This window comes from Flavobacterium rhamnosi, from assembly GCF_048286515.1.
Taxonomy (GTDB): Bacteria; Bacteroidota; Bacteroidia; order Flavobacteriales; family Flavobacteriaceae; genus Flavobacterium.
The window spans coordinates 62773-89445 of the sequence record NZ_JBLVPS010000019.1; the positions used below are offsets into that span (position 1 = coordinate 62773).

At 30.3% G+C, this 26673-nt stretch carries 26 protein-coding genes; 18 read left to right on the forward strand and 8 right to left on the reverse strand.

Annotation, left to right across the window (positions count from 1 at the left end):
* Positions 1–14 precede the first annotated feature (14 nt).
* The 3 genes from ACNQGN_RS14505 to ACNQGN_RS14515 all read right to left on the reverse strand — a co-directional run bounded on the left by ACNQGN_RS14505 (position 15) and on the right by ACNQGN_RS14515 (position 1830).
* Positions 15–770, reverse strand: a complete 756-nt coding sequence (locus tag ACNQGN_RS14505) for an HNH endonuclease (RefSeq protein ID WP_417988541.1) — start codon at positions 768–770, stop codon at positions 15–17.
* Positions 771–833: 63 nt separating this feature from the next.
* A complete protein-coding gene (locus ACNQGN_RS14510; protein WP_417988542.1) occupies positions 834–1277 on the reverse strand; it encodes a hypothetical protein in 444 nt (147 codons plus the stop codon).
* Positions 1278–1629: 352 nt separating this feature from the next.
* Positions 1630–1830: a hypothetical protein gene (locus tag ACNQGN_RS14515; protein ID WP_417988543.1), complete on the reverse strand. Its 201-nt coding sequence runs from the start codon at positions 1828–1830 to the stop codon at positions 1630–1632.
* A gap of 840 nt (positions 1831–2670) precedes the next feature.
* Here ACNQGN_RS14515 and ACNQGN_RS14520 point away from each other — a divergent pair.
* Positions 2671–3915, forward strand: coding sequence for a site-specific integrase (locus tag ACNQGN_RS14520; RefSeq protein WP_417988544.1), 1245 nt, complete (start codon positions 2671–2673; stop codon positions 3913–3915).
* A gap of 40 nt (positions 3916–3955) precedes the next feature.
* On the opposite strand, the gene ACNQGN_RS14525 is transcribed toward ACNQGN_RS14520, so the two are convergent.
* A complete protein-coding gene (locus ACNQGN_RS14525) occupies positions 3956–4483 on the reverse strand; it encodes a hypothetical protein (protein WP_417988545.1) in 528 nt (175 codons plus the stop codon).
* A 187-nt stretch (positions 4484–4670) separates the two neighbouring features.
* Between ACNQGN_RS14525 and ACNQGN_RS14530 the strand changes: the two genes are divergently transcribed.
* From ACNQGN_RS14530 to ACNQGN_RS14555, 6 genes are all read left to right on the forward strand, one after another.
* Entirely contained in the window at positions 4671–5456 is a 786-nt protein-coding gene (locus ACNQGN_RS14530; protein WP_417988546.1) for a hypothetical protein, read from the forward strand.
* Positions 5457–5546: 90 nt separating this feature from the next.
* Positions 5547–5831 (forward strand): DNA-binding protein, encoded by a 285-nt coding sequence (locus tag ACNQGN_RS14535; RefSeq protein ID WP_417988547.1) that lies wholly within the window; start codon positions 5547–5549, stop codon positions 5829–5831.
* 119 nt (positions 5832–5950) lie between these two features.
* Complete coding sequence (locus tag ACNQGN_RS14540; RefSeq protein WP_417988548.1) at positions 5951–6427, forward strand: hypothetical protein; 477 nt, start codon at positions 5951–5953, stop codon at positions 6425–6427.
* Between the two features lie 193 nt (positions 6428–6620).
* Positions 6621–7430, forward strand: a complete 810-nt coding sequence (locus tag ACNQGN_RS14545) for a DUF5131 family protein (RefSeq protein ID WP_417988549.1) — start codon at positions 6621–6623, stop codon at positions 7428–7430.
* Between the two features lie 19 nt (positions 7431–7449).
* A complete protein-coding gene (locus ACNQGN_RS14550) occupies positions 7450–7842 on the forward strand; it encodes a hypothetical protein (protein WP_417988550.1) in 393 nt (130 codons plus the stop codon).
* A gap of 561 nt (positions 7843–8403) precedes the next feature.
* Positions 8404–9084, forward strand: a complete 681-nt coding sequence (locus ACNQGN_RS14555) for a hypothetical protein (protein WP_417988551.1) — start codon at positions 8404–8406, stop codon at positions 9082–9084.
* A gap of 389 nt (positions 9085–9473) precedes the next feature.
* Here the strand turns inward: ACNQGN_RS14555 and ACNQGN_RS14560 are convergent, their stop codons facing one another.
* Positions 9474–9752: a helix-turn-helix domain-containing protein gene (locus tag ACNQGN_RS14560; RefSeq protein WP_417988552.1), complete on the reverse strand. Its 279-nt coding sequence runs from the start codon at positions 9750–9752 to the stop codon at positions 9474–9476.
* A 162-nt stretch (positions 9753–9914) separates the two neighbouring features.
* Between ACNQGN_RS14560 and ACNQGN_RS14565 the strand changes: the two genes are divergently transcribed.
* From ACNQGN_RS14565 to ACNQGN_RS14605, 9 genes are all read left to right on the forward strand, one after another.
* Positions 9915–13085, forward strand: a complete 3171-nt coding sequence (locus ACNQGN_RS14565) for a helicase-related protein (RefSeq protein WP_417988553.1) — start codon at positions 9915–9917, stop codon at positions 13083–13085.
* A gap of 3 nt (positions 13086–13088) precedes the next feature.
* Positions 13089–13856: a DUF4391 domain-containing protein gene (locus ACNQGN_RS14570; RefSeq protein WP_417988554.1), complete on the forward strand. Its 768-nt coding sequence runs from the start codon at positions 13089–13091 to the stop codon at positions 13854–13856.
* Positions 13853–15772 carry a site-specific DNA-methyltransferase gene (locus ACNQGN_RS14575; RefSeq protein WP_417988555.1) on the forward strand — a complete coding sequence of 640 codons (1920 nt, stop codon included), beginning with the start codon at positions 13853–13855 and terminating at the stop codon, positions 15770–15772. The genes ACNQGN_RS14570 and ACNQGN_RS14575 overlap by 4 nt, the downstream gene beginning before the upstream one ends.
* 109 nt (positions 15773–15881) lie before the next feature.
* Positions 15882–17342 (forward strand): ATP-binding protein, encoded by a 1461-nt coding sequence (locus ACNQGN_RS14580; RefSeq protein WP_417988556.1) that lies wholly within the window; start codon positions 15882–15884, stop codon positions 17340–17342.
* A 169-nt stretch (positions 17343–17511) separates the two neighbouring features.
* Positions 17512–20541 carry a type III restriction-modification system endonuclease gene (locus ACNQGN_RS14585; protein ID WP_417988557.1) on the forward strand — a complete coding sequence of 1010 codons (3030 nt, stop codon included), beginning with the start codon at positions 17512–17514 and terminating at the stop codon, positions 20539–20541.
* A gap of 41 nt (positions 20542–20582) precedes the next feature.
* On the forward strand, positions 20583–22547 hold the full coding sequence (locus ACNQGN_RS14590; RefSeq protein ID WP_417988558.1) for an ATP-binding protein: 1965 nt from the start codon (positions 20583–20585) through the stop codon (positions 22545–22547).
* A 30-nt stretch (positions 22548–22577) separates the two neighbouring features.
* Entirely contained in the window at positions 22578–23522 is a 945-nt protein-coding gene (locus ACNQGN_RS14595; protein WP_417988559.1) for a hypothetical protein, read from the forward strand.
* A 17-nt stretch (positions 23523–23539) separates the two neighbouring features.
* Positions 23540–23767, forward strand: coding sequence for a hypothetical protein (locus ACNQGN_RS14600; RefSeq protein ID WP_417988560.1), 228 nt, complete (start codon positions 23540–23542; stop codon positions 23765–23767).
* A complete protein-coding gene (locus tag ACNQGN_RS14605) occupies positions 23767–24198 on the forward strand; it encodes a hypothetical protein (RefSeq protein ID WP_417988561.1) in 432 nt (143 codons plus the stop codon). The genes ACNQGN_RS14600 and ACNQGN_RS14605 overlap by 1 nt, the downstream gene beginning before the upstream one ends.
* A gap of 42 nt (positions 24199–24240) precedes the next feature.
* Here ACNQGN_RS14605 and ACNQGN_RS14610 read toward each other — a convergent pair whose 3' ends face one another.
* Complete coding sequence (locus ACNQGN_RS14610) at positions 24241–24633, reverse strand: hypothetical protein (protein WP_417988562.1); 393 nt, start codon at positions 24631–24633, stop codon at positions 24241–24243.
* Positions 24634–24672: 39 nt separating this feature from the next.
* Positions 24673–24951 (reverse strand): helix-turn-helix transcriptional regulator, encoded by a 279-nt coding sequence (locus ACNQGN_RS14615; protein WP_417988563.1) that lies wholly within the window; start codon positions 24949–24951, stop codon positions 24673–24675.
* 142 nt (positions 24952–25093) lie between these two features.
* On the opposite strand from ACNQGN_RS14615, the gene ACNQGN_RS14620 reads away from it, so the two are divergent.
* Positions 25094–25384, forward strand: a complete 291-nt coding sequence (locus ACNQGN_RS14620) for a hypothetical protein (protein WP_417988564.1) — start codon at positions 25094–25096, stop codon at positions 25382–25384.
* A gap of 147 nt (positions 25385–25531) precedes the next feature.
* The gene (locus ACNQGN_RS14625; RefSeq protein ID WP_417988565.1) at positions 25532–26167 is read left to right on the forward strand and encodes a recombinase family protein; all 636 of its coding nucleotides are present in this window, start codon (positions 25532–25534) and stop codon (positions 26165–26167) included.
* A gap of 254 nt (positions 26168–26421) precedes the next feature.
* Here ACNQGN_RS14625 and ACNQGN_RS14630 read toward each other — a convergent pair.
* Positions 26422–26673 (reverse strand): hypothetical protein (locus ACNQGN_RS14630; RefSeq protein ID WP_417988566.1); only part of this gene is annotated, 252 nt, incomplete at its 5' end.

Here is a 26673-nt window from a genome sequence, read left to right on the forward strand (position 1 = left end):
GCTCAAAACAGTTGCTACCTCTGGCCGTTTATGATATTACTCAAATTTTCCATTTCCAACCAAGGTCTTTTTTTGTGAACCATTTTGTGACAATTTGAACAAAGCATTGCAATTTCCTCGGGCTTTGTTTTGTGGTCAGTTTTCATTTTGCTTACAGGAATAGTGTGATGAGCTTCAATAAAATCTTTTCCAAGACTTCCATATTTCTCTTCAAAATCGAAATGACAAATATGGCAAAAAAGTTTACCATATTTATTTTTAAAATTTTGTTTTGCGATTTCAATGACTTTAGAGTTTCGCTCTCTTGATTTATGAATTCTCTCTACAATTTTACCTTCTGGGAATTCTCCTAAGAGTTCTTCATTGTCAAGAAAATCTTTTTCTAATTTTAAAAGCCAGTATTTTCTTTGCACTCCAAATGCTCCTTTTTTTCTAGGCTGTAATCCTAAATTTTGACAATATGCAATATATTCGTTTTCCAGTTTCTCATAAAAAAAAGGATTTGTTTCTAAAATATTAATAATCATTTCATTCGTATTTCTTCCATCAGTTTCTGATGGAATATGTTTTTCTAAACTATTATTTATATAGCCTAAAAACTTACTTGGAGCAAATCTAATTTCATTTTCAATTTGATATGCAATAAAACAAGTTCCACGTTGAATAAACTTTGAAATTTTCAATTGTTCATCTGAGGTTCCGTCTGTTAAATAATTTTCGACTGTTTTTATATTTTGTAAAATTTGCTCTAGATTTGAAATTAGTTTCATTTGATTTTTTTATGTGTAATTTTTTCACGGTTTCAGATAACATTTCCTTGCTACAATTGATTTCTAATTTTTATCAGGTCTGAAACCTACAATTTCAAAAGAATCAAGTTTATTAAGTCCTAAATTTTGTCGGATCCCATTTATAATTTTTTCTTGGTATTCCTTATGCTCTTCTTTTGTTAAAGGAATTCTTGCGTTTCGACCGCTTTTTGTCACTTCATTATAATACTCATTCATTGCTTTAGCAGAGTTATTGTCGCCATAAATTGCTAATTTTATTGATGCCTTTTGCAAAGCTTCAAATTCTTCATTCCCTTGATTGTTAATCATATTTTGTAAAGCAATTAAAATTCCGTCATAAACTGACTTTTGATTGGCTAACAAATCCTTTTTTAATTCGAATTGAAATTGATCTTTAGTTTTAAAATACGTGAATATTGTAGGAATAAATGAACCTACTAAAGCAGAACTAGCTGAAATTATTGCAATTAATATTTTATCATCCATTTATATGATTTTATTCGTTAGTAATAACCACTGTTCCATATCTTAGCGACGTGCAGCGGAATATCCTCATACTTGAGCCTCTTTGTATTTTACTTCAAATTCCTTTCTTTCTAATCAGTGATTATTGGATCAGTTCATTTTCCGGAAGGGCTTCAATTATTAAGAACAAAAAGTGCTATCTAAGTTGATTCTAGATCACCAAAAGTGACGAAGAACCGGTAAAAGTGAACACCCCATTCCGGCGCAAACTGGAAACCTCATTCCGGGCAAAACCAAAGGGGTGGGCTGAAATTGTAGAAAGACCTTTAAAAGGCATAATTTATTCTTTAAAAGACTAATTATGAAACTTAAATTAAATTGTAAAATGTTTACTTGAAATAAGTTTAAAATTTAAAGGCTCTATTTTTTCATCTGAAACACCACTTTTAGCATCTGAAATAAATTTTTCCAAATCAGAGATTCTGTAAAATACGTCATCAATTGAGGCGCAGGTTGTAAAATAAGGAAACCCATTTACATAAGAAGTAACAACATAATAATTAAAATCAAGCATAGTCCATAATTATAACGTGATTAGCAAACATACAAAATCATATGAACATTTAGAAGAGAAAGTATCTAAATTAAACTCTTCCACAGTAGGTAGCATGGATTTTAATGAACTTTGAGATTCAAAATTTATGCAATTAAGGGATGATGAGTGGAAAGAGTTAAATGAAAAAGGAAAACTAACAAAGTCAGTAGTAGAAAAAAAACTATGTTAATAAAATTAGAAGAATAAAAAACCAAAAATGGCTAAACATTAAGATGGAACTTTAGGAGGGTTTTAGTTAACCGACGAAAATTCGTTTTAACAAATTGGATGATGAATTTTATGAATTATACAAAAATGAAATGTTACAAGATTTACAAGTTGTAATAGCCGAAAAAACAAAAAAATTATCATCAGTGTACAAAATAACAATAAATTAACTTTAACTTTCATAAATATAAGCCTAATTTTACTTCATATTATTTTACTAATTTTGTTAGTGCACCTATAGGTAACCCTGTTCTTAAAAAAGTCTGTGAACACCCATCTTTACTGGGTTCAATATAAAGGTTACGGAGCCTCTTTCTCCGCTGAAAGCCCCTCAAAGAGGGGCTTTTTACATTTCAATACTTTCCTTACTTTACAAAATCCTATATTTTACAGCACTTACGAGTCGTTTTGATTTAAATAATGAAATGAGCATGTTTTCATTTTAAACTTTAAATCGTATCCGACAAGTACCCTATTTGGTACCCTGAGAATGAACTCTCAAATTAGGGTACCAAAAAGTTGACAATTGTTAACAAATACGGGGGCTTGGAAACTTTCAATAGTACGTTTGCACTAATTAAAAACGGAAATATGAAAAAACTAAAAGTGAGCTTCTATTTGAAAGGAGACAAAAAAAATCAGAATGGTGAAACTGCAATTTATGCCAAAATTTATTTAGGGAGTCTCTACTCCACTTTTTCAACATCTAAATACATTTTACAGGAACGTTGGTCTAAAACCAACAACCTACGAAACGTGGTTAGAGTCGACAATGAAATTAACCTGAAGAACTACTTAAAATCATTAGTAGATGCCATTGAGAGTAAATACAATGAGCTAATCAGGAATAACCCAGATAACGAAGAAATAACTCCCTTATATCTAAAAAACTATTGTTTCAACGAAAAGACTGAACGTAAAATCACATTGTTGGAAATTATTGAGAAACATAATGAATATTTTAAAAAACAAGTAACTAAAGGAGACCGTGCCAAAGGTTCACTTGAAAAATATGAAAGAATGGCAAATGTCATTAAAGACTTCCTTCAATCTAAACATAAAATAAAAGATATTCAGTTTGAAAAAGTCAATAGACAATTTGTTTATGCTCTGGATGAGTTTTTAAGATTTGAAAGGATACACGGAAAAAATAAAGGAATAGGAAACAATACTACTGTGAAATACCTAAGAAACATTTCTTCAATGATTAATCATACGATAACAGTTGGACTGGTAGCGAATAACCCTTTTTCAATTTATGATGGTAAATTGAAAGATATTGATACCACGTTTTTAACACTTGAAGAATTAAGAACTATTGAAAATAAAGTATTTTCAAATCGAAGATTGGATGTAACACGAGATATATTCTTATTTAGTTGCTATACCAGTTATGCTCCCGTTGATGTGATGAACCTACGTCAAGGTAATTTCAGCTTAGATAACGATTTAGACAGCTGGATTCAAACAAAAAGACAAAAGACAGGTGTAAAGACCAATGTTTTAGTTATTCCCCCATTGCAACGCATAATCGATAAATACAAAGACGACCCCGAATGTGTAGAGGAAAACCGATTGGTTCCAAATCGAAGTAATTCCAACATGAATGCTTATCTCAAAGAAATTGCAGATTTGTGTGGCATCGATAAAAATTTGACATGGTATGTTGGAAGACATACTTTCGCAACCACAGTTGCTTTAGCTAATAATATTCCAATGGAGGTAATCAGTCAGATTATGGGGCATAAACGGATTACCCAAACTCAGCATTATGCAAAATTGCTGGATGGTACTGTAAAACAACACATGAAAGGATTAAGTGAAAACTTTGTATAAATTCATGGAATAAAAAAACAGAGCAATTGGCTCTGTTTTTTTATTCACCTAATTCATTGTCTATTTGTTCACATAACTCAATTAATAATCTTAGAAATCTATTATTATAGAATTCAAAGGTATATACTCTTCTTTTTACAGGTTCTGTACCGCTCATATCATCAACTACAAAATGTCGATATCCATTAATAACTTTAGCATCTATGTCAGTAGTAATGCTGAATAAATAACCTACTTCGTCTAAGCTAAAGCTATTAATTTCCCACATTTCAAATTCGGAATGCAGAAAAAATATGACAGGATATTTTCTATGTTCTTTTAGTATTAAATAATAATTTTCTTCCTTTTTTACAATCGCAATTCCATCTTTGCCTGCTTCATCTATTGAGTCATTGTAAAAAAGTAAATATTCAATATTTTCCTTAAAATCAATATCTAAACTTTCATTAAATACTGATATAATTGAATCTGGTATTTCATCATAAAAAAAAACTTCACCTTCAAAGGTTTGGTCTCTAAAAACATCTTCAATAATCGATTGTATGTTATAGTAGTTTTCTTCTTCCATAGGTACTTCAATGTAATTCTTTAAATTTAATAACTTGTGATTCAAAGTTGCAAGTTCCTTTTTTATCGACTAAGCTGTTTTAGATATACTCTATAATAATTTATTGTAATTGTTGCTATAAATGTATAAGATTTTCCGTTATTTAGCGGTAATTAATTTCAATTTATAAATTGCAATATTTCAAAACATGAATGTAATTCAAATTCAAGACCTGATAAATAAAATTGGAGAATTTAATAAAAACTCTGATTTAAAAGAATATTATGAAGATGGTGAAGAAATATTAGAATCACAATTGAAAATAATTGAAGACTCTCATACCGAATTAAATCATAAACTCCTTATTCAATTAAAAGAAAAAAGTGATGTAGAATTGTTGCAAAAATTCATTAATCTAATAGATGAAAATGGTGCAGATTTACATATTCTTTATAATAAATATAGAATAAAATTAGCTGAATCAAAGAAACCAAACAAATCAAATCCAATTTACTCTGAGTCTGTTCCAATTGTATGTAAATTAATTGATTCAAAACTAGATGTTTTAACAAATCTAAAACAAGATTTGATTACAAAAATCGCCAATTTTGATTACATAATAAGTACCGATTTTGATTATAATACATTCTCAGAGTCGAATCAAAAACATGAAAAAGAGACTGCTGGCAGAGCAACTTTCAATTTAAGTAAGAAAGAGTCATTGATGTTATTATATATTTTAGAAGAAGCAAATCTTCTAAAATTTGAGGATAAGACTCAAAGAAAGACCTTCATTGAGCAAAGCTTCAGTTTTACTGGAGTTAGAAATAATGAAGCTTATGGTAAATCATTCCCAATAACTGATATTAAAAGTGAATACTCAAAGTTTAACAGTAAAGATAGAGATGAACTTAAGTCTAATAATAAAACCTTAGAAAACCTATCTAAGAAACTGATTACCATAATGGAAGAATTTAAGTTTGAAAAAAAATAAAAAAATAAAACTTGACAAAAGTTGACAACAAAAATTTGTTGGAAACTTTTTTTTAGACTTTCGCAGTATCAAAATAAAACAATTGATATTATGAAAGAAACAAAAGAAACCTTCGAGCCAGTTATTAAGCTATTAGAAGAGCTTAAAACTAAAATTGACAATGTCCAATCTCCAAAGCGATATTATCGAAATAAGCATCTTAAAATGTATTTTGGACTAAGTGATAATACTATCCTAAGTTACCGAGATAAAAACTTACTTCCTTTTACAAAGATTGGAGACATCTATTATTATCCAATTGCAGAGATAGAAAGTATTTTAGTCCAGAACAGCAATTTTGATTTGATGAACAATCGATTCAATCAAACCGCATAATCTTCAAAGTCTTTCCTAATCTGGAGAGCAAATAATCAATAAATAGTAAAACAAAAAAAATCCATTTGAATATGGACAGGAAGAGAACTGTCTTAATCCAACCTTAAAATTTAAAAAACATGAAAAATTCAATGACAACAACAAATTTAGATTCAATTAAAAGCAAATATGTAGTATCTGTACTAATTCTTCAAGTAGGTAAGAAAGGTAATCGTAAAAGTACAAGCACTGACTATGTTTTTGAAGAAAATACATTATTAGAAAATAGAAGAAAGGCGATTTTAAAGGCTGAAAAAATCTCAAATTCTTTTAACTACTCACCAAATCAAAATTTCTCTTCACCTTCTGAAGCTGAAGAAAAAGGTTTTAAAAATTTCAAATGCTATTCGATAGATGTTTATTTAATTATAGAAGAAAACGGAGTTGAATATGAATATCCTATTTATGGAGATAACGAAATAACTTATGATGCATTGGAGCAAGAGGCTTATTTCTTTAAACAAATGCTTGAAATTACAAAATTTATGAAAGTTAAAAATAATGAAGATGAAATAATTGAAGTTATCGAAGAGAATCTTTATTTTTTACTTAATTAGAATTTAAAGTGTTTATAAAATGTTCTAAACACATATTCTAGTTAATTAATAATTCTACTCGTTAACAAAATATCTTTTCATTTCCGAAAAGAAATCCTAAACCAATTTTATCAAAAAAAATTACCCAGCAATTGGGTACAGGACTTCTTGTGTCCTAATTAAAATCAACATTAACAATTTAAAAATTAAAATTATGGCTGAAAATAGCAAAATAGAATGGACAAATCACACCGCAAATTTATGGTGGGGATGTATGAAAGTAACAAAAGGCTGTGACAACTGTTACGCACTGACCTTCGCAAAAAGAGTTGGAAACGATGTCTGGGGTAATGATAAACCTAGAAGAATGATTAAAGATGTTTGGTCAAAAATTGAAAAGTTCCAAAAGGAGGCAGAAAAACAGAATGAAGTCCACAGAGTCTTTGTGGGTTCGATGATGGACATTTTCGAAAAACCAATGCCATTAGTAGACCATAAAGGGAATCCATATCCAGAAGAAGAAAATGAATTCTGGAACACAGGACAGTTGAGAGATAAATTCTTCAATGAGATTGTTCCTAATTCGCCCAATCTGATGTTCTTACTCTTAACAAAAAGACCGTCAAACATAAATAAATACATTCCTGAGAGCTGGAAGGAGAATCCACCGAAGAACGTAATGTTTGGAACTTCACCAGTAGACCAAGAAACAGCTAATAAACTTATCGTTCAGCTGTCAAAGGTAAAAGGACAAAGGTTCCTTTCTATTGAACCGCAATTGGAGAAATTAGATTTGATGGCTAAAGCTAATGATGGAACGAATAGAGTATTACTAGACATGGTTGATTGGGTTATCAATGGTGGTGAAAGTGGACACGGAAAACGACCTTTTAATACCGATTGGGGAAGACTACTCAGAGATGATTGTAAAAATAAGGGTATTCCTTTTTTCTTTAAACAAATCGATAAAATCCAAGCGATTCCAGAAGATTTGTTAATAAGAGAATTTCCAATAAAAAACTAACCAATTAAATTTTATAAAAATGTTTAAAACAACAACTACCCTAAATGATAATTTCCCTTATACTGAGGGATTAGAACGTATGTATCTTGATGAAAAAATATTAAGAAACATGAATTTCAACGATGAAGAAATAGATTTATTGATAAATCTAAGATATTTTAATGCTTATGAAAAAGTACCTGTCAGGAGAAATGAAATAATCACAAAGAAATCAGTTGAACTCGACCCTTTTTGCGTAGCACTATATGATTTCTACTATGGAGCTAAAATGGTACTTGAAAATTCTTCTTTAAATATTAAAAAAATGCCTCATGGTCATGATTCAGAACTTCTTAAAATACCTCCTAAAATGAAATTAGTTAAATCGATAGCTAGAAAATATTCTCAAAAGTCTTATAAAGTAATGTTCTAAAATAAGCAGATTTTTTGGAGGGGGTTGAGCGGAATTCGGGGGTGGCAATTGAGCGGAGCCAAAACTTTTCTTTTAGTTGAGATATGTTTTTGATTAAAAAATAGTAAAACTTCGCAACGTTGATATTATTCTTTTTAGAAAGGAAAAAACAAATGCTCCGCAGGATATTGAGTTGAGATTTATTTTCCTTTAATCAATTTCGAAAAGGTTAATTGCTTCGCAATTTAAATCCGTTGAAGTGTTTTTGTTATCATTCAGATTAAGATTAGTAATTGATATTAATTTAAAAGAAAATGAATAATAAAATATTAAATAATTTATTATTAACATGTTGAATATGAATCTAATAATTAATATTAATTTATTTTATTATTTAATCTTATTTTAATATAGTAATAGTCTAATAGATAGAGTTTTATTCAACATCCCTGCTACTGCTCCAACAAAACACCCTGCTCTTTAAACACAATTCACAGTTGTTAGAACAACATGTATTGCTGTCAAAAGAACACCTCCTGCTGAAATAAAAACAAATAAAAACAATTTAAAAATTAAATAAACATGAAAGAAAAACAAATGAAAAGCTTCGTGAAAGTAGATTACAATTTACTAGCAACAACAAAACTATCTTCAACGCAAAAACTATTTGTATCCTACATTATTGGGTGGCAAAAGAATGGGAAAATCTGTTTCGAAACGAATAAGACTTTAGCTTTAAAGTTCGGAATGCAATATGGGGGAATGAGGTCAGTTATAACCACATTAAACAAATTTGATTTCTTCAAGGCGATTAAAAAAGATTATGATGAGAGAACGGGTACCTCTGGACATGAAATTACTGTGAATATTGAGAAACTTGAAACTTTTTTAGCTTCAGAAATTTCGATTCAAACTTCCGATTCAACTGAACAAGAAGTAAATCAGTCTCTTATTGTAGTTATTGATAATCAAAATGAGGATACAAATGAAGTATTCAATACAAGTAAATCAACTGATAGTATTTTGCCAACATATCCTTTGGATGATACAATTGATGTCTATGCTATTTTAGGTCAACTAGGATATGAGGAACCAGATGATGTAATTGATTTTATTCAAAAAGCAAATTCAACTTCAATGGACTTTCAAAAATTCATAGCCATTTCTAAAAACCTGCATAAAGAAAAAAAGTATAATGATTATCAAGGGATAATAATTACAGATGAAGTTTTGACAAAAATTGACCAAATGATTCAATATTAAAAATTCAAATTATCTGACTGAATAAGGTTAAATAGAACTAATTATTTAGCCTTATCTAGTCAATTCATAAAATTTGAATTAAGATTTAGTTTTTTCATGTGTTAAAAATCACTACCCTTTATTCCTTAAATAGACATGTTCGAATGTCTACTTCAAGATTTTATTTATCTTTTATTTGTACCAAAACGGAAGTTTATAGCCGTTTTATATGTACCAAAAGTGTTCAGACGTACCTGTAAACGTTCTGTGGGGTCACATTTAGAATCATCGATTCTAGCCCTCCGAGAGCCCTTTTTAGCAATTACTCAAGCTCTTAATATGATAATGTCTACAAACTCTCCACAAATTCTGAAAATAAAATTTTTCAACCTACAAAATCACATGTATAATTAGTTAATTCGAACCAAACTTTCCATCAGTTCACCACGTTTATAATAGACCCGATTGCCTATTCCATAGGATATTATTCTTCCTTTTTTTGACCAGTTCCATAAGGTAGTCATATTGATTTTGAGCAAAATGCAAGCCTCTGCTCTTGTCAATAACTCATCAGGGTTTTGCTTTGAAGCATTTTTTCTAAATTCTTCTAGTTGTTCATCTACAACTTTTCTAATTAATTCCTCCAAATCGTTTGGAGCTAGATTGTGTAACATGATTGCTTTTTCCATTTGTAAATTTTTAAATGAATACATTATTAACTAAAATACTGAATACTAACAATTTAATAATTTATTTTCTAAAAACAGATAAAATAATTGTAAGAAATAGACAAAACACACTACATTTATATGCTTACATTTAAACCGTTATTCTCAATTTAAAGCTTGATAATGAATATTATAGACAACAAAAGTAGATTGTTACTTGAAGAACTTAAGACTTTAATCACACCAAACTCAAATATTTATATAAGTTGCAATCATTTTACTGCATTCGCCTTATTTGAATTAGTTGACATATTCTCAAAGTCAAAACAAATCAATTTACTGTTGAGTAATAATTTTGATACTGAAGATGATTTTCGATTTATTCAAAATGAAAAGGAAAATAAAATAAATCTTTTATTAGACCGAAAGTACCGAATAAACCAAGTTCTTGGGCTGATTGATGATAAAATTCAAATTAGAAAAGGTGGAATTGGTAATCAAAATATTCTTGTTGTAGAAAATGATGGGATATCTAATTGTTTCTTCTTAACACCTTTAGACCTTGATTCAGTTTGTTTAGGAACTATCAATGATGAGAATTTAATTTTTATTAATAATATTGAAGATACCCAAAATCAGTATCTATCCTATTTCAACGGAGCTTGGAACAGTAGCAAGATTGTCTTGAATGATGCAGTCAAACCATTACTAGAGAAAGGAACCAATACCATTTCAGCAGAAGCAATTTACAAGTACAGTATTCGTGAAATATTTCATTACTCAACAGTAAATGAAAGAGCCGATGAAAAGTTAGAAAAAACAGGTTTTAAAAATTCTAAAATTTGGAGTTTGCTGTACAATTTCCAAAAAGATGCTGTAATTGGTGCTATTGATAAAATTGAAACTTACGGTGGATGTATTATTGCTGATTCTGTTGGTTTAGGAAAAACTTTTGAAGCGTTAGCAGTCATAAAATACTATCTTCTAAGGAATGACCAAAGAGTTTTACTACTTGCACCAAAAAAATTAAGAGAAAACTGGACAGTTTATACCCTAAACGATAAAAGAAATATTCTAGCAGAAGACCGTTTAAATTTTGATGTTTTAAATCATACCGATTTGACCAGAGAAAGAGGGAAATCAGGTGATATTGATTTAGAGACTATTCATTGGGGAAATTACGATTTGGTTGTTATAGATGAATCTCATAATTTCAGAAACAATCCCAACAAAAGGGACGGAATTACACGTTACAAGCGTTTAATGAATCAGGTTATAAAAGCGAATATCAGGACAAAAGTATTGATGTTATCAGCAACTCCCGTAAATAATAAAATGAACGATTTGAAAAATCAAGTCTCTTTTATTACGGAAGGAAACGACCGCTATTTCAGTCAATATGGTATTGATAGTATCAGTCAGGTAATGAAGGATGCCCAAAGAAAATTTACCTTATGGTATAAAAATGGAGACCCAAACAATCTTGATGTTAATGGACTGATGGAAAGTTTAGATGGTTCCTACTTTAGAATATTAGATATGTTAACCATTGCGAGGTCTCGTAAACATATTGAGAAATACTATGACATGTCAGATATTGGAAATTTTCCAAATAGATTAGTACCAATAACCCTAACTCCCGAAATTGATACTAAAAATCAATTTAGCGATATTGGACAAATTTACGATGAAATTAGTACCCTTACTTTAGCATCTTATACACCTCTAGCTTATGTAAGAGCCGATAAAAGAGAAGAATACGAAGCGAAGTACGACATGGAAACAGGTACAGGAAGCGTTTTTAGGCAAGTTGACCGTGAGCAGAGTTTGATTTATTTAATGCGTGTAAACCTTTTAAAACGTTTAGAGAGTTCCATTCATTCTTTTGGATTAACGGTTGAGAAATTAATTAATTTTATAGATTCCAACTTAAAACAAATAGAGAATCATCAATCTGGAACTTTAAATCTTGACTTAGACATCAACAATATTGATATTGATGATACTGATTTAGAAGACCTCTTGGTTGGTGGTAAAACCAAAGTATTGATTCAAGATTTAGACAATATTGCTTGGAAACAAGACCTGAAACAGGATAAAGCTGTTCTGGTTAAATTAATGGGAAACATCAAGTTGATTGATGTGGAACGTGATGCTAAATTGTTGGAGCTTAAAACTATTATTGAAGAAAAACTGCATAAACCAATCAATGATAATAACAAAAAAGTAATTGTATTTACTGCTTTTGCCGATACTGCAAATTACTTGTATAACGAATTACACGATTGGTTAAAAAAAGCACATGGTTTAAACTCGGCTTTGGTAACTGGTTCTGGAACCAATAAGACCAATATGCCAAAGTGCAAAACGGATTTAAATACCATCTTGACTAACTTTTCTCCACTATCAAAAAAGAGAGATGAAATTTATCCTGAAGAAAAAAATGAAATTGATATTCTTTTTTGTACCGATTGTATTTCTGAAGGGCAAAACCTTCAGGATTGTGATTATTTAGTCAATTACGATATACACTGGAATCCAGTACGTATCATTCAACGTTTTGGACGTATTGACCGTATTGGGTCTAAAAATAATAATATCCAATTGGTAAATTTTTTCCCAAGTATGGAGCTAGATAGTTTTATTGATTTGGTGGCTCGTGTTCAGGGAAGAATGGTGATGCTAGATGTTTCGGCTACTGGAGAGGATAATATTATTTCTCAAAATAGCCGTGAAATGCAAGATTTGGATTATCGTAAACAACAATTGAAACAACTACAAAATCAGGTTATTGACCTTGAGGATGTTCACGGAAATATATCAATTACCGATTTAACTTTTAATGATTTTAAGATTGATTTGGAGAAAAGCACCGATTCAGAATTAGAAGAATTAAAACACATACCAAAAGCATCTTATGCAGTAGTTAAGTCAAATCTAGAGCATGTGAAACAAGGCGTTATTTTCTGTTTAAAAGGCAATAGTGAAGACTTTGCTTCTAAACTTAAAAACAACATCTTATATCCCTTCTTTTTGGTTTATATCAGTATAGATGGTGCCGAAATCATCAAAGCTTCTCAAACCAAAACGGCTTTAGACTATTTTAGAAAATTAGCCATGGGTAATGATAGAATTATACCAGAATTAATTGCTGAATTTGACAAAGAAACCAAAACAAACAAAAAGATGGAAGTCTACGCCAATTTGCTTAAAACTGCTATTCAAGAAGTGATTGGCGTACAAGAAGAAGTAGGACTGGATTCTTTGGCTACAGCTGGTGGAACCACATTGTTGAGTTCAGTTATCAGTCAAGAAGAAAATTTAGAACTAATCAGTTATTTGATTATCAAATAAGCAATGAGTTTTAACTATAACAAAATATTAAATATACCCGAAAGGGCTATTGTCAGTAAGAAAATAAGCAAAGCTTTCTTTATCAGAAACTTTGAATTAAATTCTGCTGACAAAAAAATATTAAATGAAATTGTCACAATGGAATGGTTAGCGAGTATCAAACCCTCTAATTCTAATATTACTTTAGTCCAAAATGAAACTTGTATTTTTGAGGAAATTCAAGTAATGATTTGTACACTATCAGGAAATCTTTTGAAGGGTACAATTGATAAAGTGACTAGTTTATTCCAGAAACACATTCCTTATCCTATTGTTTTGGTGATTGAAAATGCAAATGAATTTGTAGTGAATGTTTGCGACAAAAAAATCAATCAAAATGACAAATCAAAACGAACCATTGAGGCTTTTATCAACTCACCCAATGTTTCAAAATTATACAAAAATGAGTTAGTTGATGCTTTTTTTAAAGGCTTGGATTTTGCACAATCGGACAAAACCAACTTAGAAACCACTTATAAAAGTTACACCAGTGCTATTGTACAATTTCAAACTGCAATGGTTACGGGAACCTTCAACAAACGGAGTTCCATAAGAACAGAAGACGACCTAAAACATCTGGAAACTATCCAAAAAATAGAAAAAGAAATCCTTACTTTGTCAAACCAAATAAAAAAAGAATCCCAACTCAATACTAGAGTTTCTTTGAATATTGTAATCCAGAAGAAGAGAAACGAAATTGAGACTCTTAAAACCTTATTAAACACACTATGAGCTTAGATAAAATTACAAAAGGAGACGAACTTACTCAAAGTTTAGATATAGTAAATGATAATATTGCCCGATTAAAAGAACTTTTTCCTGAAGTACTTACAGAAGGTAAAATTGATTTTAAGGTGTTACAAGATATTTTGGGAAAGGAAATTGAAGAGGAAGAGGAATATTACCGTTTTACATGGGCTGGTAAAGCTCAAGCCCGAAGAGAAGCCCATAAACCCAGTACAGGAACATTACGACCTGCAAAAGAGGAAAGCGTAAACTGGGATACAACCGAAAATTTATACATTGAAGGTGATAATCTTGAGGTATTAAAACTATTGCAAAAGAGTTATAATGGAAAAGTAAAAATGATTTATATTGACCCACCTTATAACACAGGAAAGGACTTTGTTTACAAAGATAATTACAAAGATAATCTTAAAAATTATCAACAAGTTACTGGACAAATAGATGGTGAAGGAAACAAGCTTTTTACCAATTCTGATAGTGATGGACGTTATCATTCCAATTGGTTAAATATGATTTATCCTCGTTTATTATTGGCTAGAAATCTTTTGGTAAACAATGGAATTATTTTTATTTCAATTGATAATAATGAAGCCGATAATTTAAGAAAGCTATGTGATGAAGTTTTTGGTGAATCAAATTCATTAATGAATTTTGTTTGGGAACTACCTCGTGGAATTAATGCTGGATATATTTCAAAAGCACATGAATATATTCTAACGTATGCTAAAGACATAAATACTTTAAATCAATTCTTTCGAGAAAATTCAGAGATATCGATAGAACGTTGTAATAAAAAAGTTGATTCACGACATCCTGAAAGTGCAATATTTTTTCCAGCAGGAATTGAATATGAAGGCGAAGACAAAGATATCACAGGAACTATCGATGGTTCTGAAGCTATTAGGATAGATGGGGAACTAACATTTAAGGATGGGAAACTCCATCAATCGGTTACTTTACATGCTGGCTGGACAATGAGAAAAATGATTGAAGATTGGATACAAGGTAAAGAAATAGTAGATTTAAAAGGACAAAAAATTAAAAGATTCTTTTTTAAAGAAAACGGAAAATTATATTCAGAAAAAGTAGTAGAGTTTGACTCGCCAAAATCTTTATTAAAAGGACTTGGAGATAGTCAAACTGCAAGAAAAGAACTTCAATTATTATTTGGGTCAGAAGATATTTTTGATTATCCAAAACCAACATCATTAATTAATCGATTAGCGTCTTTTGTAACAAAAGAAGATGATATTATTTTAGATTTTTTTTCAGGCTCTGCGGTAACGGCAGATTCTGTTTTTCAATTAAATAGTAAAGACTTAGGAAATAGAAAATTCGTTTTAGTACAATTACCAGAACCTACCCCGATTAAATCTGAAGCTCAAAATTTTGGATTTAAAACTATTACAGAAATAGGTAAGGAACGTATTCGTAGAGTTGGAAAAAAAATAGCAGAAGAAAATCCAGAAAAAGCAAAAGATTTAGATTTAGGCTTCAAAGTTTTCAAACTAGACAGTTCCAACATAAAAGGTTGGGATGGAAATCCAGATAATTTAGTAGATAATTTATTTGATTCTCAAGACAATATTAAAGAAGGTCGTACAGAAGAAGATGTATTATTTGAAATATTATTAAAATACGGTCTAGATTTAACCTTACCAATCGAAGAAAAAATTATTGAAGGTAAAAAAGTATTTAGTGTTGGTTTTGGTGCTTTGTTTATTTGCCTTGCTGATGGAATTACTAATAAAGTTGCTGAAGGGATTGGTGCTTGGAAAGAAGCTTTAAATCCAGAAGTGTGTAGAGTTATCTTTAAAGATTCAGGTTTTGGTGATGTAGAGAAAACAAATTCAGTGCAAACTTTGAAGCGTTTTGGTATTAACGAAATTAAGAGTATTTAATACTAAGCAAGTTTCTAAACATGTTAAGCAAGGAGATGATAATAGAGATAAAACCAATGATAACAATAGATAGTATTGTTTAAGCAAGAAATTATAATAAATAAGCAAGATGAGTACCATGATAATTTCAACTATTAATCCTTTAATCACTGATGTGTATTTGCGTACGCAAAAAGAGAATCAATACTTTGAGAGAAAAGGATTAGGAGAAAAAGATGTAAAACCTACCAAAATTGCAGAGGAATTAATAGGTATGCTTAATGCTGATGGTGGTGTTCTAGCTTTTGGTGTTGCTGATAATGGAGACATACAAGATGTTAAAACCTTAGGAGACAAACTAGATGCCTACAGAACTTTAGTATTTGATTTTATTCATCCAGCTTGTAATGTAGAATTGGAAGAAATGGAGATAGAAGGTAATTTGATATTCCTATATCATGTTGAACAAGACCTAGAACGTATCTTTTCTAGAAAAGACAATGAGAATGTGTATTTGAGAGTAATAGATACTAATCGAATATTAGACCGAGATAGAATAAAAAAGTTAGAATACGATAAAGGAATAAGACGTTTTGAGGAAGAAATAGTCAAAGATTTTGATTTTGAAGATTTAGACCAAGACTTACTTGATGAATATAAAGAAAAGCTAAATTATAAAGGAGAAGTACTCGATTTATTAGTAAAACGACATTTAGCCAAAAAGAAGGAAGGAGTTTATCAACTAAAAAACGCTTCGGTACTTCTTTTTACACAAGACCCTGAAAAATATATTTCTTCTGCTTCTGTACGATATGTAAGATATGAAGGAACTGAAGCATTGACAGGAACAAGTCATAACGTTGTAAAAGACGAAAGATTTGAAACCAACATTCCACGATTAATAGACATACTAAAAGCTTTTTTAAGGGCTTCTTTCAAAGATTACTATTTTTTAGATATCGAGACTGGAAAATTCAAAAAGGTTCCAGAATATCCAGAAGAAGCTTGGCTGGAAGGAATTGTTAATGCACTTTGTCATCGTTCTTATAATGTGCAAGGCAATTCTATATACATAAAACACTTTGATAATCGATTAGAAATCAGCAATAGCGGGCCTTTACCAGCGCAAGTAACTATAGAAAACATTAAAAACGAAAGATTTGCTAGAAACCCTCGTGTAGCAAGAGTGCTAGAAGATATGGGATACGTAAGACAACTCAATGAAGGAGTTTCAAGGATTTACGAATCGATGGAAAAATCCATGTTATCTACTCCTGAATACAAAGAAGAAAACGGTACAGTTTACCTGATACTAAGAAATAAAATTAGTGGTCATTCTAAAACAATTCATGATTCAGTAATGGAAAAAATTGAGCAAAACTGGCATGAATGTAATGAAACTCAGAAAAAAATATTTGTATATCTATTTACTCGTCATAAAGCTACATTAAGTGAAATTGTTAAATATGTAGCGATAAATGAAAATACTGTTAGAGGCTACTTGAATAAGTTTATTGAAGATGGATTGCTTGACAAATTAAGTACTAAACAAAGAGACATAAATGCTCTTTATATGTTTAAAAAGCAATAAGAATAGTATAATATCTGCTTAAATAATGTTGATATTCATTTAAGCAAGAAATTATTCAAAAAACAAAGTACTTATAAACACCATTTTAGGTTATTTAAGTTAGGTTTTAATAAAATTAAGCAAGAAAATAAATCATTCAGATTTTCTTCTTTTTGAAATAAAGTTAGTCATGAAAATACAATTTGATAGTACGTTAAATTACCAGCAAGAAGCCATTGAAGCAATCGTAGATATATTTAGTGGTCAAGAAAAATGCGATTCTAATTTCACTGTATATTCTCCAGAATTTTTAGCCAAACAACAAAATATTGGGTTTACTGATATGGGTTATGGTAACAGATTACTTTTGACAGAAGGACAAATTCTTGAAAACACGCAAAGAATTCAATTATCCAATGGTTTAAAACCTTCAACAAGAGCCGAAATAGATAGAAAACATCTTGATTTTACGGTTGAAATGGAAACTGGTACAGGTAAAACTTATGTTTACCTGAGAAGCATTGTTGAACTGTATAAAAAATATGGTTTCTCTAAGCATATCATTGTAGTTCCTTCTATTCCAATTAAAGAAGGAGTTTACAAATCATTACAAATTACTAAGGAACATTTAAGGGAATTGTATGACAACATCAACTACAATTTTTTTGTATATGATTCTAGTAAACTAAATGAGGTTCGGGATTTTGCCACCAATGACCGCTTGGAAATCATGGTTATCAATATTGATGCTTTCGCAAAAAGTTTTGACAATCCTGATGATTTAAAGAAAACAGCAAATATTATCCATAGATACAATGATTCATTAGGATACAAACCATTGGATTTAATTAAAAATACCAATCCAGTCGTTTTTATAGATGAACCACAAACAACCATAAGTACACCAATCAGAAAGAAAGCCATCCAGAGCTTAAATCCTTTGGCAATAGTAAAATACTCAGCAACTCACCGCAAGGATGAGAAAATCAACATGATGTATAAGCTGGATGCGGTAGATGCTTATGAAAAGAAGTTGGTCAAGCAAATTGAAGTTGGTTCAGTTCAAACTGAAGGAATCAACAACAATGCTTATATCAGACTAGTTGAAGTTAAAGTCTCCAAAGGTTTTCCTGTAGCAAAATTGGAACTGGATATTTTCAAAAACGGAAGTATATCAAGAAAAACGGTTCTGGTAAAACAAAATGAAGATTTAGAACAAATTACCGATAGAGCTGAATATGAAGGCTACATCATCAAAGATATTTATGCCCTAGCTGGAAATGAATACATTGATTTTACCAGCAAAGACGAAGTTATAAAGCTAGGTGAAGCCATAGGAAATGTGGATGACAAACAAATTAAAACAGCTTTAATCCGCAAGACAATTGAAGAGCATTTAAACAAAGAATTAGTATTGAATCCTCAAGGAATCAAAGTACTTTCTTTGTTTTTTATTGACTCTGTTGGAAAATACCGTCAATATGATGAGGATGGAAATGTTGCTAATGGTGAATATGCTGAAATCTTCGAAAAAGAGTATTTGAAGCTAATAGCTAAACCAAAATACGTTAGTTTATTTGGAGAATTAAAGGATGTAGAAGTTGAAGCGAATCAAGTTCATAATGGTTATTTCTCTATTGATAAAAAATCTAAGAAAAGTAATTCTAAAGACAAATACGAATATTTCAAGGATACGAAAGGAAACACCAATGCAGATGAGGACACTTATAATCTTATCATGCGTGATAAAGAAATGCTTTTGAGTTTCGAATCAAAATTACGTTTCATATTTTCTCACTCCGCTTTAAAAGAAGGTTGGGATAATCCAAATGTATTTCAGATTTGTACTCTAAAAGATGCTGGTGGTTCCGAAATAAGAAGAAGACAAGAAATAGGTCGTGGTTTACGTTTATGCGTAAATCAATCAGGAGAACGTGTATATGGGCATGAAGTGAATACTTTAACGGTCATGGCTACAGAAACCTATGCTGAATTTGTAGATAATTTCCAGAAAGAGATTGAAAAAGAAACAGGAATCAAATTTGGAATCCTTGAGAAACATAGTTTTGGAAATATTGTTGTTGAAATAAACGATGAAGACACCGTTTATCTTGGTCAAGAAAAATCAGAAGAACTCTTTAAACATCTTATAAATCAAGGTTATATTGATGCTAAAGGAAAAGTACAAGACAAGCTTAAAATTGATTTAAAGGATGAAACGGTTGTTATTCCTGAAGAGTTCAAAGAACAGGAGCATGTTTTTAATCAAATCATCAACACTTTAAAAGAAACTGCTGGAAGACTTGAAATAAAAAACCAAGCAGATAAAAAATTAGTGACCGTAAATAAAAGAATTTTAGACAGTCCAGAGTTTAGAGAACTATGGGAAAAAGTAAAATTCAAAACTACCTTCTCAGTAAACTTTGATTCTGATTCACTGGTTAAAGAATGTATTAATGCAATCAATGACCGTCTAAAAATTACAAGAGGAAAATTGATTTATACAAAAGCTTCTATCTCAATTAATGCTGGAGGAGTGGATGCAACAATTAGTCCTAATACTGAAACAACGAGTATCAAAGATGAAGTAGAAAGATTACCAGACATTGTAAGTTACCTTCAGAATGAAACCCAGCTAACAAGAAAATCGATTGTAACAATTTTAACTGGAATCAATAAATTGGATTACTTCAAAATAAATCCTCAAAAATTTATTGAAGGCTGTATTGACATCATCAACGAACAAATGAACTTGCACATCATTGATGGTATCAGTTACAAGAAAATTGGTGATGCTGAATACTACGAGCAAGAGCTTTTTGAAAATAAAGAGTTGTTTGGATACATGAAAAGCAATTTAAAGGAGAGTTCAAAATCGCCTTATAACTACGTAGTATATGACTCCAATGTAGAATCAAATTTGGCAAAGGAATTTGAAAACAGTGCCAATATTTCCGTTTATGCTAAACTACCAGATTGGTTTAAAATCGATACTCCACTTGGAACCTACAACCCAGATTGGGCTATCATGTGGAAAGACCAAGATGATGAAAAATTGTACTTTGTTGTGGAATCCAAAGGTAGTACAGGTCTATTTGATTTAAGACCGAAAGAACAAGCTAAAATCAAATGCGGTAAACGACATTTTAATGCTATTGGTAGTAAAATGATTGTTGCTACTGAATTAGCTGATGTTGAGGATTATGCATTGAGTAAATAAAATTAATATATTTATGTTTTTTAATCTAACCTAAACTTATCATGTCTAAAACCATAAACCTAGCAGTAGAAAGAGACCATATTGAGTCATTGACAAGAGCAAGTGGTATGACTGCACTTACAGAATTAATATGGAATTCATTAGATGCTGATTCTACTGAGATTAATATCTCTTATAAAAGTAATAAGTTAGGCGGTTACGAATATATTTTTATTAAGGATAATGGACATGGTGTGGATTACGATAAAGCCCAAAAAGTTTTTGGCAGTATTGGTGGTTCTGAAAAGAAATTTAAAACCCAAAGTCCAACTGGAAGGCAATATCATGGAAAAGAAGGCAAAGGAAGGTATAAAAGCTTATCGTTAGGCGATTTAGTTACTTTTACAAGTAATTATAAATCTAACGGAGACAATCAATTATCGCAATTCACCATTAACATAGATAGAAATCATTTAGCAACTTCAACTTTTAGTGATTTGAAGAAGTTACCTAAAGGTGATGGACAGACAGGGTTTCAAGTAGAAATACTAAACGTAAGTAATAAACAAGCTACTGAAGCACTTGATAAAAAATATAGACGTGATTTAGAACAGAAATTCTCATCTTATTATATTAGTTATCCAGATTTTTCAATTTCATTTAATGGTGCCGTATTAGATTTTCAGTCTGTAATTAAAAACACTTTTGAAAAACGTCTTCCAATTAATATTGACGGTACTAATTATTTATTTACTATCAAAATTCTTGAGTGGAATTTCAATATTGAAAAGAAAAAAACCTATTTATGTAACGCCAAAGGAGTTCCTTTTAATGAAGGTAATCTGGGGATACGCTCTTCAATCCCGTTGTCTATATTTATTCAATCAGATTATATAGAGTTACTGCATAGAGACAATAAACTTGACATTGAAGGTTTAGACCCAAACATTATTGAAGTACAAAATGAATCAAAAAAAATTGCCCGAGAATATGTTAGAACAAGACTTCATCAATATTCAGGACAATACATCAATCAATTAAAAAATGAAGGTGTTTATCCATATCGTGATAAGGCAGAAAGTGTAGTTGAAGAAAGTAAAAGACAAGTATTTGATATTGTTGCTTTACAGGTTCATGAGTTTCTGCCAAATTTTGATGAACAAGATTTAAAAAGTAAAAAATTAACATTTTCCTTAATCAAAGAAGCACTTGAAAAAGATGCTGATGGCTTAAGAAGGATACTTGCAGAAGTTATTGAACTTCCAGACAATAAAAGGGAAGAACTAATTGAAATACTTGAAGAAACATCATTGTCAAATATTATTGATGCTATGACTGAGATTAAGAATAGACTTAATCTTATAAACGGTTTAGAGCAGATAATATATGATGATAAAGTAGGTGGCGATGTTAAAGAAAGAAAACATCTTCATAAAATTGTCATCAGAGAAACATGGTTATTTGGTGACCAATACACATTAGGAGCAGATGATATAACACTTAAAAATGTATTAAAGTCTTATTTGAGAGATTCCCTAAAAAGGGAAGATTTTCAAGAGATTGTTGATAGTGAAAGTAATGAAAATTTAACAACTATTCCTGACGTATGCTTATGGCAACAATATAGTTTAGGAAGTGCAGGAAAAGAAAATTTAGTTATTGAGCTTAAAAAACCAAATAAGAAAGCTGGATTTGATGAAAAAAGTCAAATTGAATCCTATGCTTCGAAAGTTACAAATGACCAAAGATTTCCTAAAGATAAAACAAGGTGGAAATTTATTCTTTTAGTTAAAGATGTAAAACCTGAGTTAGAATCAAGTATGAATCAAAAAAACAGAATATATGGTCATATTATTGAAGGTGATAATTATGATGTTTTTATTTTTCCATGGGGAAGAGTTTTAACAGAAGCAAAAATTAGACATGAATTTATAAAGGATAAACTCAACATTAATCTTCAGGACAATCAAAAAGGATTAGATTACTTAAGAGCGAAATACAAAGAGTATCTTCCAGATGAATTTTAATATTAAATAATAAAATCTATCAATCCTATAATGAGTAAAAGACTACCTACAGAATTTGCAATAAATATGTTGTTGGAAAAGATGATGATACTTCAACAACCTGAATTAAAATTTGTATCTGAGTATAACTATTTTGATGAGAATAATCCTTGTCATATTTATTTTATATGTAAAAAACCTAGACTAACAGTAATTCCTGAAAAATTTGAGGCTACGGAAGATTACTTAAAAATGAGTTTTGGAATAAATCGACAAGGCTTAATTGAAGAGATAGAATATAAATTTGCTAATAATTTTGGTACTAAAGAAGTTCAAATAGTTTCGAGTTATCCATTTAATATATTTCAATTAAATAATAATAAAGAACAATTGGTAGATGCTAAAGTTTCCCCTTTCTTGCAGACTTATGTCACTGGAGATTTTCTGAACCTTGAAGTTCTGTATATTGGGCAATCATACGGAGTTGAAGGAGCAAGAACTGCACCAGACCGTTTAGTGAGTCACTCAACATTGCAAGGGATTTATGCTGAAGCATTAATAAATAATCCCGATTGTGAAATTTATTTAGCTTTAGCATGCTTTTCTCAAATAAATTTAATGATGATGCATGGAAAAACTATATTTTCACAAGAAGAACTAGATGAAGATGATATTAGAAGAAAGAAAGTAAGTGATAAACTTAATTGGGAAGGAATTAATGAACAACAAAAAATAAACTTCACAGAAGCAGCACTAATAAAATATTTTCAACCAAGATATAACAAAATTTACAAAGATACTTTTCCAAATCCAGCACATTCCACATATTCTGAATGTTATGATTTAGACATAAATGCAATTTGTATAGAGTTACAAACGTCAGAAATGATTAACTGCTGTCTATATTCAGATGAAGTCAAACCTAATCCGTGCCACATGCATCAATTTCTATTAAATTCAGAAGAGGAGCGAAAAAGTATGTTTGAAATTATATAAATAATTACACTCCAGAAATGAAAGGTAGTTGTTCCATTAAAAATGTTTTGCCAGCATTGGTTCCTGAACTCTCATACCAAAATTTAGAAATAAAAGAAGGTGGTACTGCAAGTTCTATATTTACTCAAATGGTCAATGGAGAATTCCAAGGCGATATTGATAAAACTAAAAATGATTTATTGGAGTATTGCAAATTGGATACTTTTGCAATGGTGAAAATATTGGAAAAGCTAAAACAAGTATAATGACAATAAAAAAATTTGAATTTAGTATCGGTGCTTACTTTGGGGCAAGTTACTCTTTAGAATATAAAAAAGGATTGTTCCTATATAGGGCTCAAACAGGAGATACTGCAACTATTTCCAATATAAACCCAATATTCATAAATGATTATCAATATGAACATATTGCCATTTTTCAATCCGATTCTATTGATTCCGATTTAGTAATTTCAGAGGAAAGAAAACTAAATTTTTTCAAGTATATTTCTCGTTACTGCAAATCATGGGAAAAGGAATATCAAAATAATTTTATTTGTGACGGCACTTCTTGGGAATGCGATATTTGGATAGATGATTTTAGATTAAAATCAAATGGACTAGAAGAATACCCATCTAATTTCAAATCATTCCTTAATAAACTTTCAGTATTAACCAGTGGTAAAATTTTTGAATAGAAAATATTATTATCACAAACACAACTGTGTACTTTGATTTCTTTAAAAGTTGAAATTTTCAGCGAGTTTGTCATATTTAAAACCTGTTAACCCTTCAATGATAATTTCTGAAATAGACTTCTCAATTTGTTCTTCACCAAACCAACTTACAACTAGCCTGCTACCATCATATTGATTTTCGGTATCATCAATTGAGTCCGATTCTAAAAATGCAGAATAAATAACTGGTTTTAGTGTGTCATTTGAAACATAGTCATTCCTAGTAAGATGAAAAACAGATTTACGATGACCTTTTGTTAATGAATTTATGTAATCAGACAAGATTTTGGTGTTAATGACTTCATTTGGCGACCCAATTATTAGCCCATTATAGGTGTGTTCAAATTGAAATTTTTCAATTGTTATTTCTCTTTTACCAATTATAATATTTTCCATAAAGTGCTTTAATTATAAATATCTGGTAATTTTTAATACTTACATTTTTCCTTTTAAAATACCAAGTCCTTTTTCAATTAATTCCTTAGCTTCATCTACTTCCAATTGAGTTATAGAAGTTCCTCTGGTTGGAATAAACAATTCCCTAATATCAACATCAAGAGCTTCAGCTATCTTCAAGAGAAGTTGAATCGTTGGTAAATTTTTTTCACTTGAAATGTTTGATATAGTAGTTGGTGATACATCAACTATTGAAGACAATTCATCCCTAGACATTCCTTTTAATGTCATTATTTCCTTTAATCGTAGTACAGCCATTTTAATATTTTTTACAAATATATAAAATAAATCAAGTAAGGCTTAATTTATTTTATAAAATATTAAACAAAACTTGCTTTTTAATCAAATATTGCTTTACTTTGTAGTGTATTAATCAAGTATCACTTTATAACTGTAAAAAATGAAAATCGCTAAAACAATCATTGAACAAATTAAATATGCTGATAAATGGGCTTTAATGGCTTATGGTTCTAAAAACTTTATTGCATTACCAGAATCAAAGGAATATCAAGGAGGACTACAATTCCAATGTTCAGGTTTCAGACACAAAGGAACTGTTAGAATCCAATTAAAATGGATTGATACTTACACTATATCATTCATCAGTAAAAAAGGAGAAATTATAAAAGAAGTTAATGATGTGTATTGCGATATGCTAGTAGATATTCTCGACTGGATTGAAGGTAAGTAACCTTCAGTCCTGTGCAAAATTAGGTTATAGCCATACGGTTCACATTATAAAAAATCATTACTCAACAATATCAACCAATTAAACTGTGCAAAATACACCATCCTAAAAATGCACACTTTTTCAAAATTTCACCTAAATAATCCAATTATGAAAAAAGCGAGATACATTCGCCAAAGTACGGCTCAACAATCTAACCTACGCCAACTATCAAAAGCTCATCCAGATGAAATATTATTTATTGATACAATAAGCGGTTCAATTCCTTTTGCTGATAGACCCGCTGGAAAAAAGCTTGTTGAAGCCGTTGAAGCGGGAGAAGTGAATTTTGTTTCAATCCATGCAATCGATAGAGCTGGAAGGTCTACTATCGATGTGTTACAGACCCTTAAATTTTTCTTTGATAAAGGAGTGATTGTTAAGATTGATAATTTAGGACTGGAGTCAATGATAAATGGAAAAGCTAATCCAGTATTTAACCTAATTACAACTATTTTATCAGAGCTATCCAGTTTAGAAAAAACTTCTCTTCTTGAAAGGCAGGCGGAGGGGATAATTCAGGCTCGTTTGCGTGGAGCCTATAAAGGGCGAATAAAAGAAACAAAAGACTCTCCAGAAGAAACACTGGCAAAACACAATAGAGCTGTTAAGGTGATAAAATCAAATCCTACAATGTCACTTAGAGACATGGCAAAACTGGCAAGCGATAAAAGCAAAGGTTATGATGTTTCCCCAAACACCGTAAAAAAAGTAAAAGATTTGATGGTGACTCTTTCTATGATTTGAATTCAATCCCCCCTCCCTCCAGTTACCTGCCTTGGAGGGAGGACTGGGCGCCTTAGTGAAAGTGGGGCTTCGATGCTGTTCGGAAAATTTTTTTTTTAGATTTTTTCTGGGTAATATTTTAAAAGGCTAATTCTAATAAAAATATTTTTTTTAGAATTTTACAAAAAAAAAACATACTTGCTTTTTATTCAAAAAATGTTTCTAAATTTATCTTGGAACTATTATCTTAAAAAGATATGTGTTTTATGATTTTTCTAAATAGTTTTAAAATTCTCTTTGATGAAAACTTCTTTCAATTTAAGAATATCAGCTTCCATAGCACTTCCTTCTTTCTTTTTACCTGTTTTAATATCTTCAAAATAATATTCTAAACTAGCATTCCAATCCATTTGTGAACGGTAAATAAAAGTACACGATTTTTGGCAATTAAGAGTGCAGGATAATTGGCAAGAATAGTGCACGATAATCAGCAAGAATAAGTGCAGGATTATTGGCAAGAATGAATA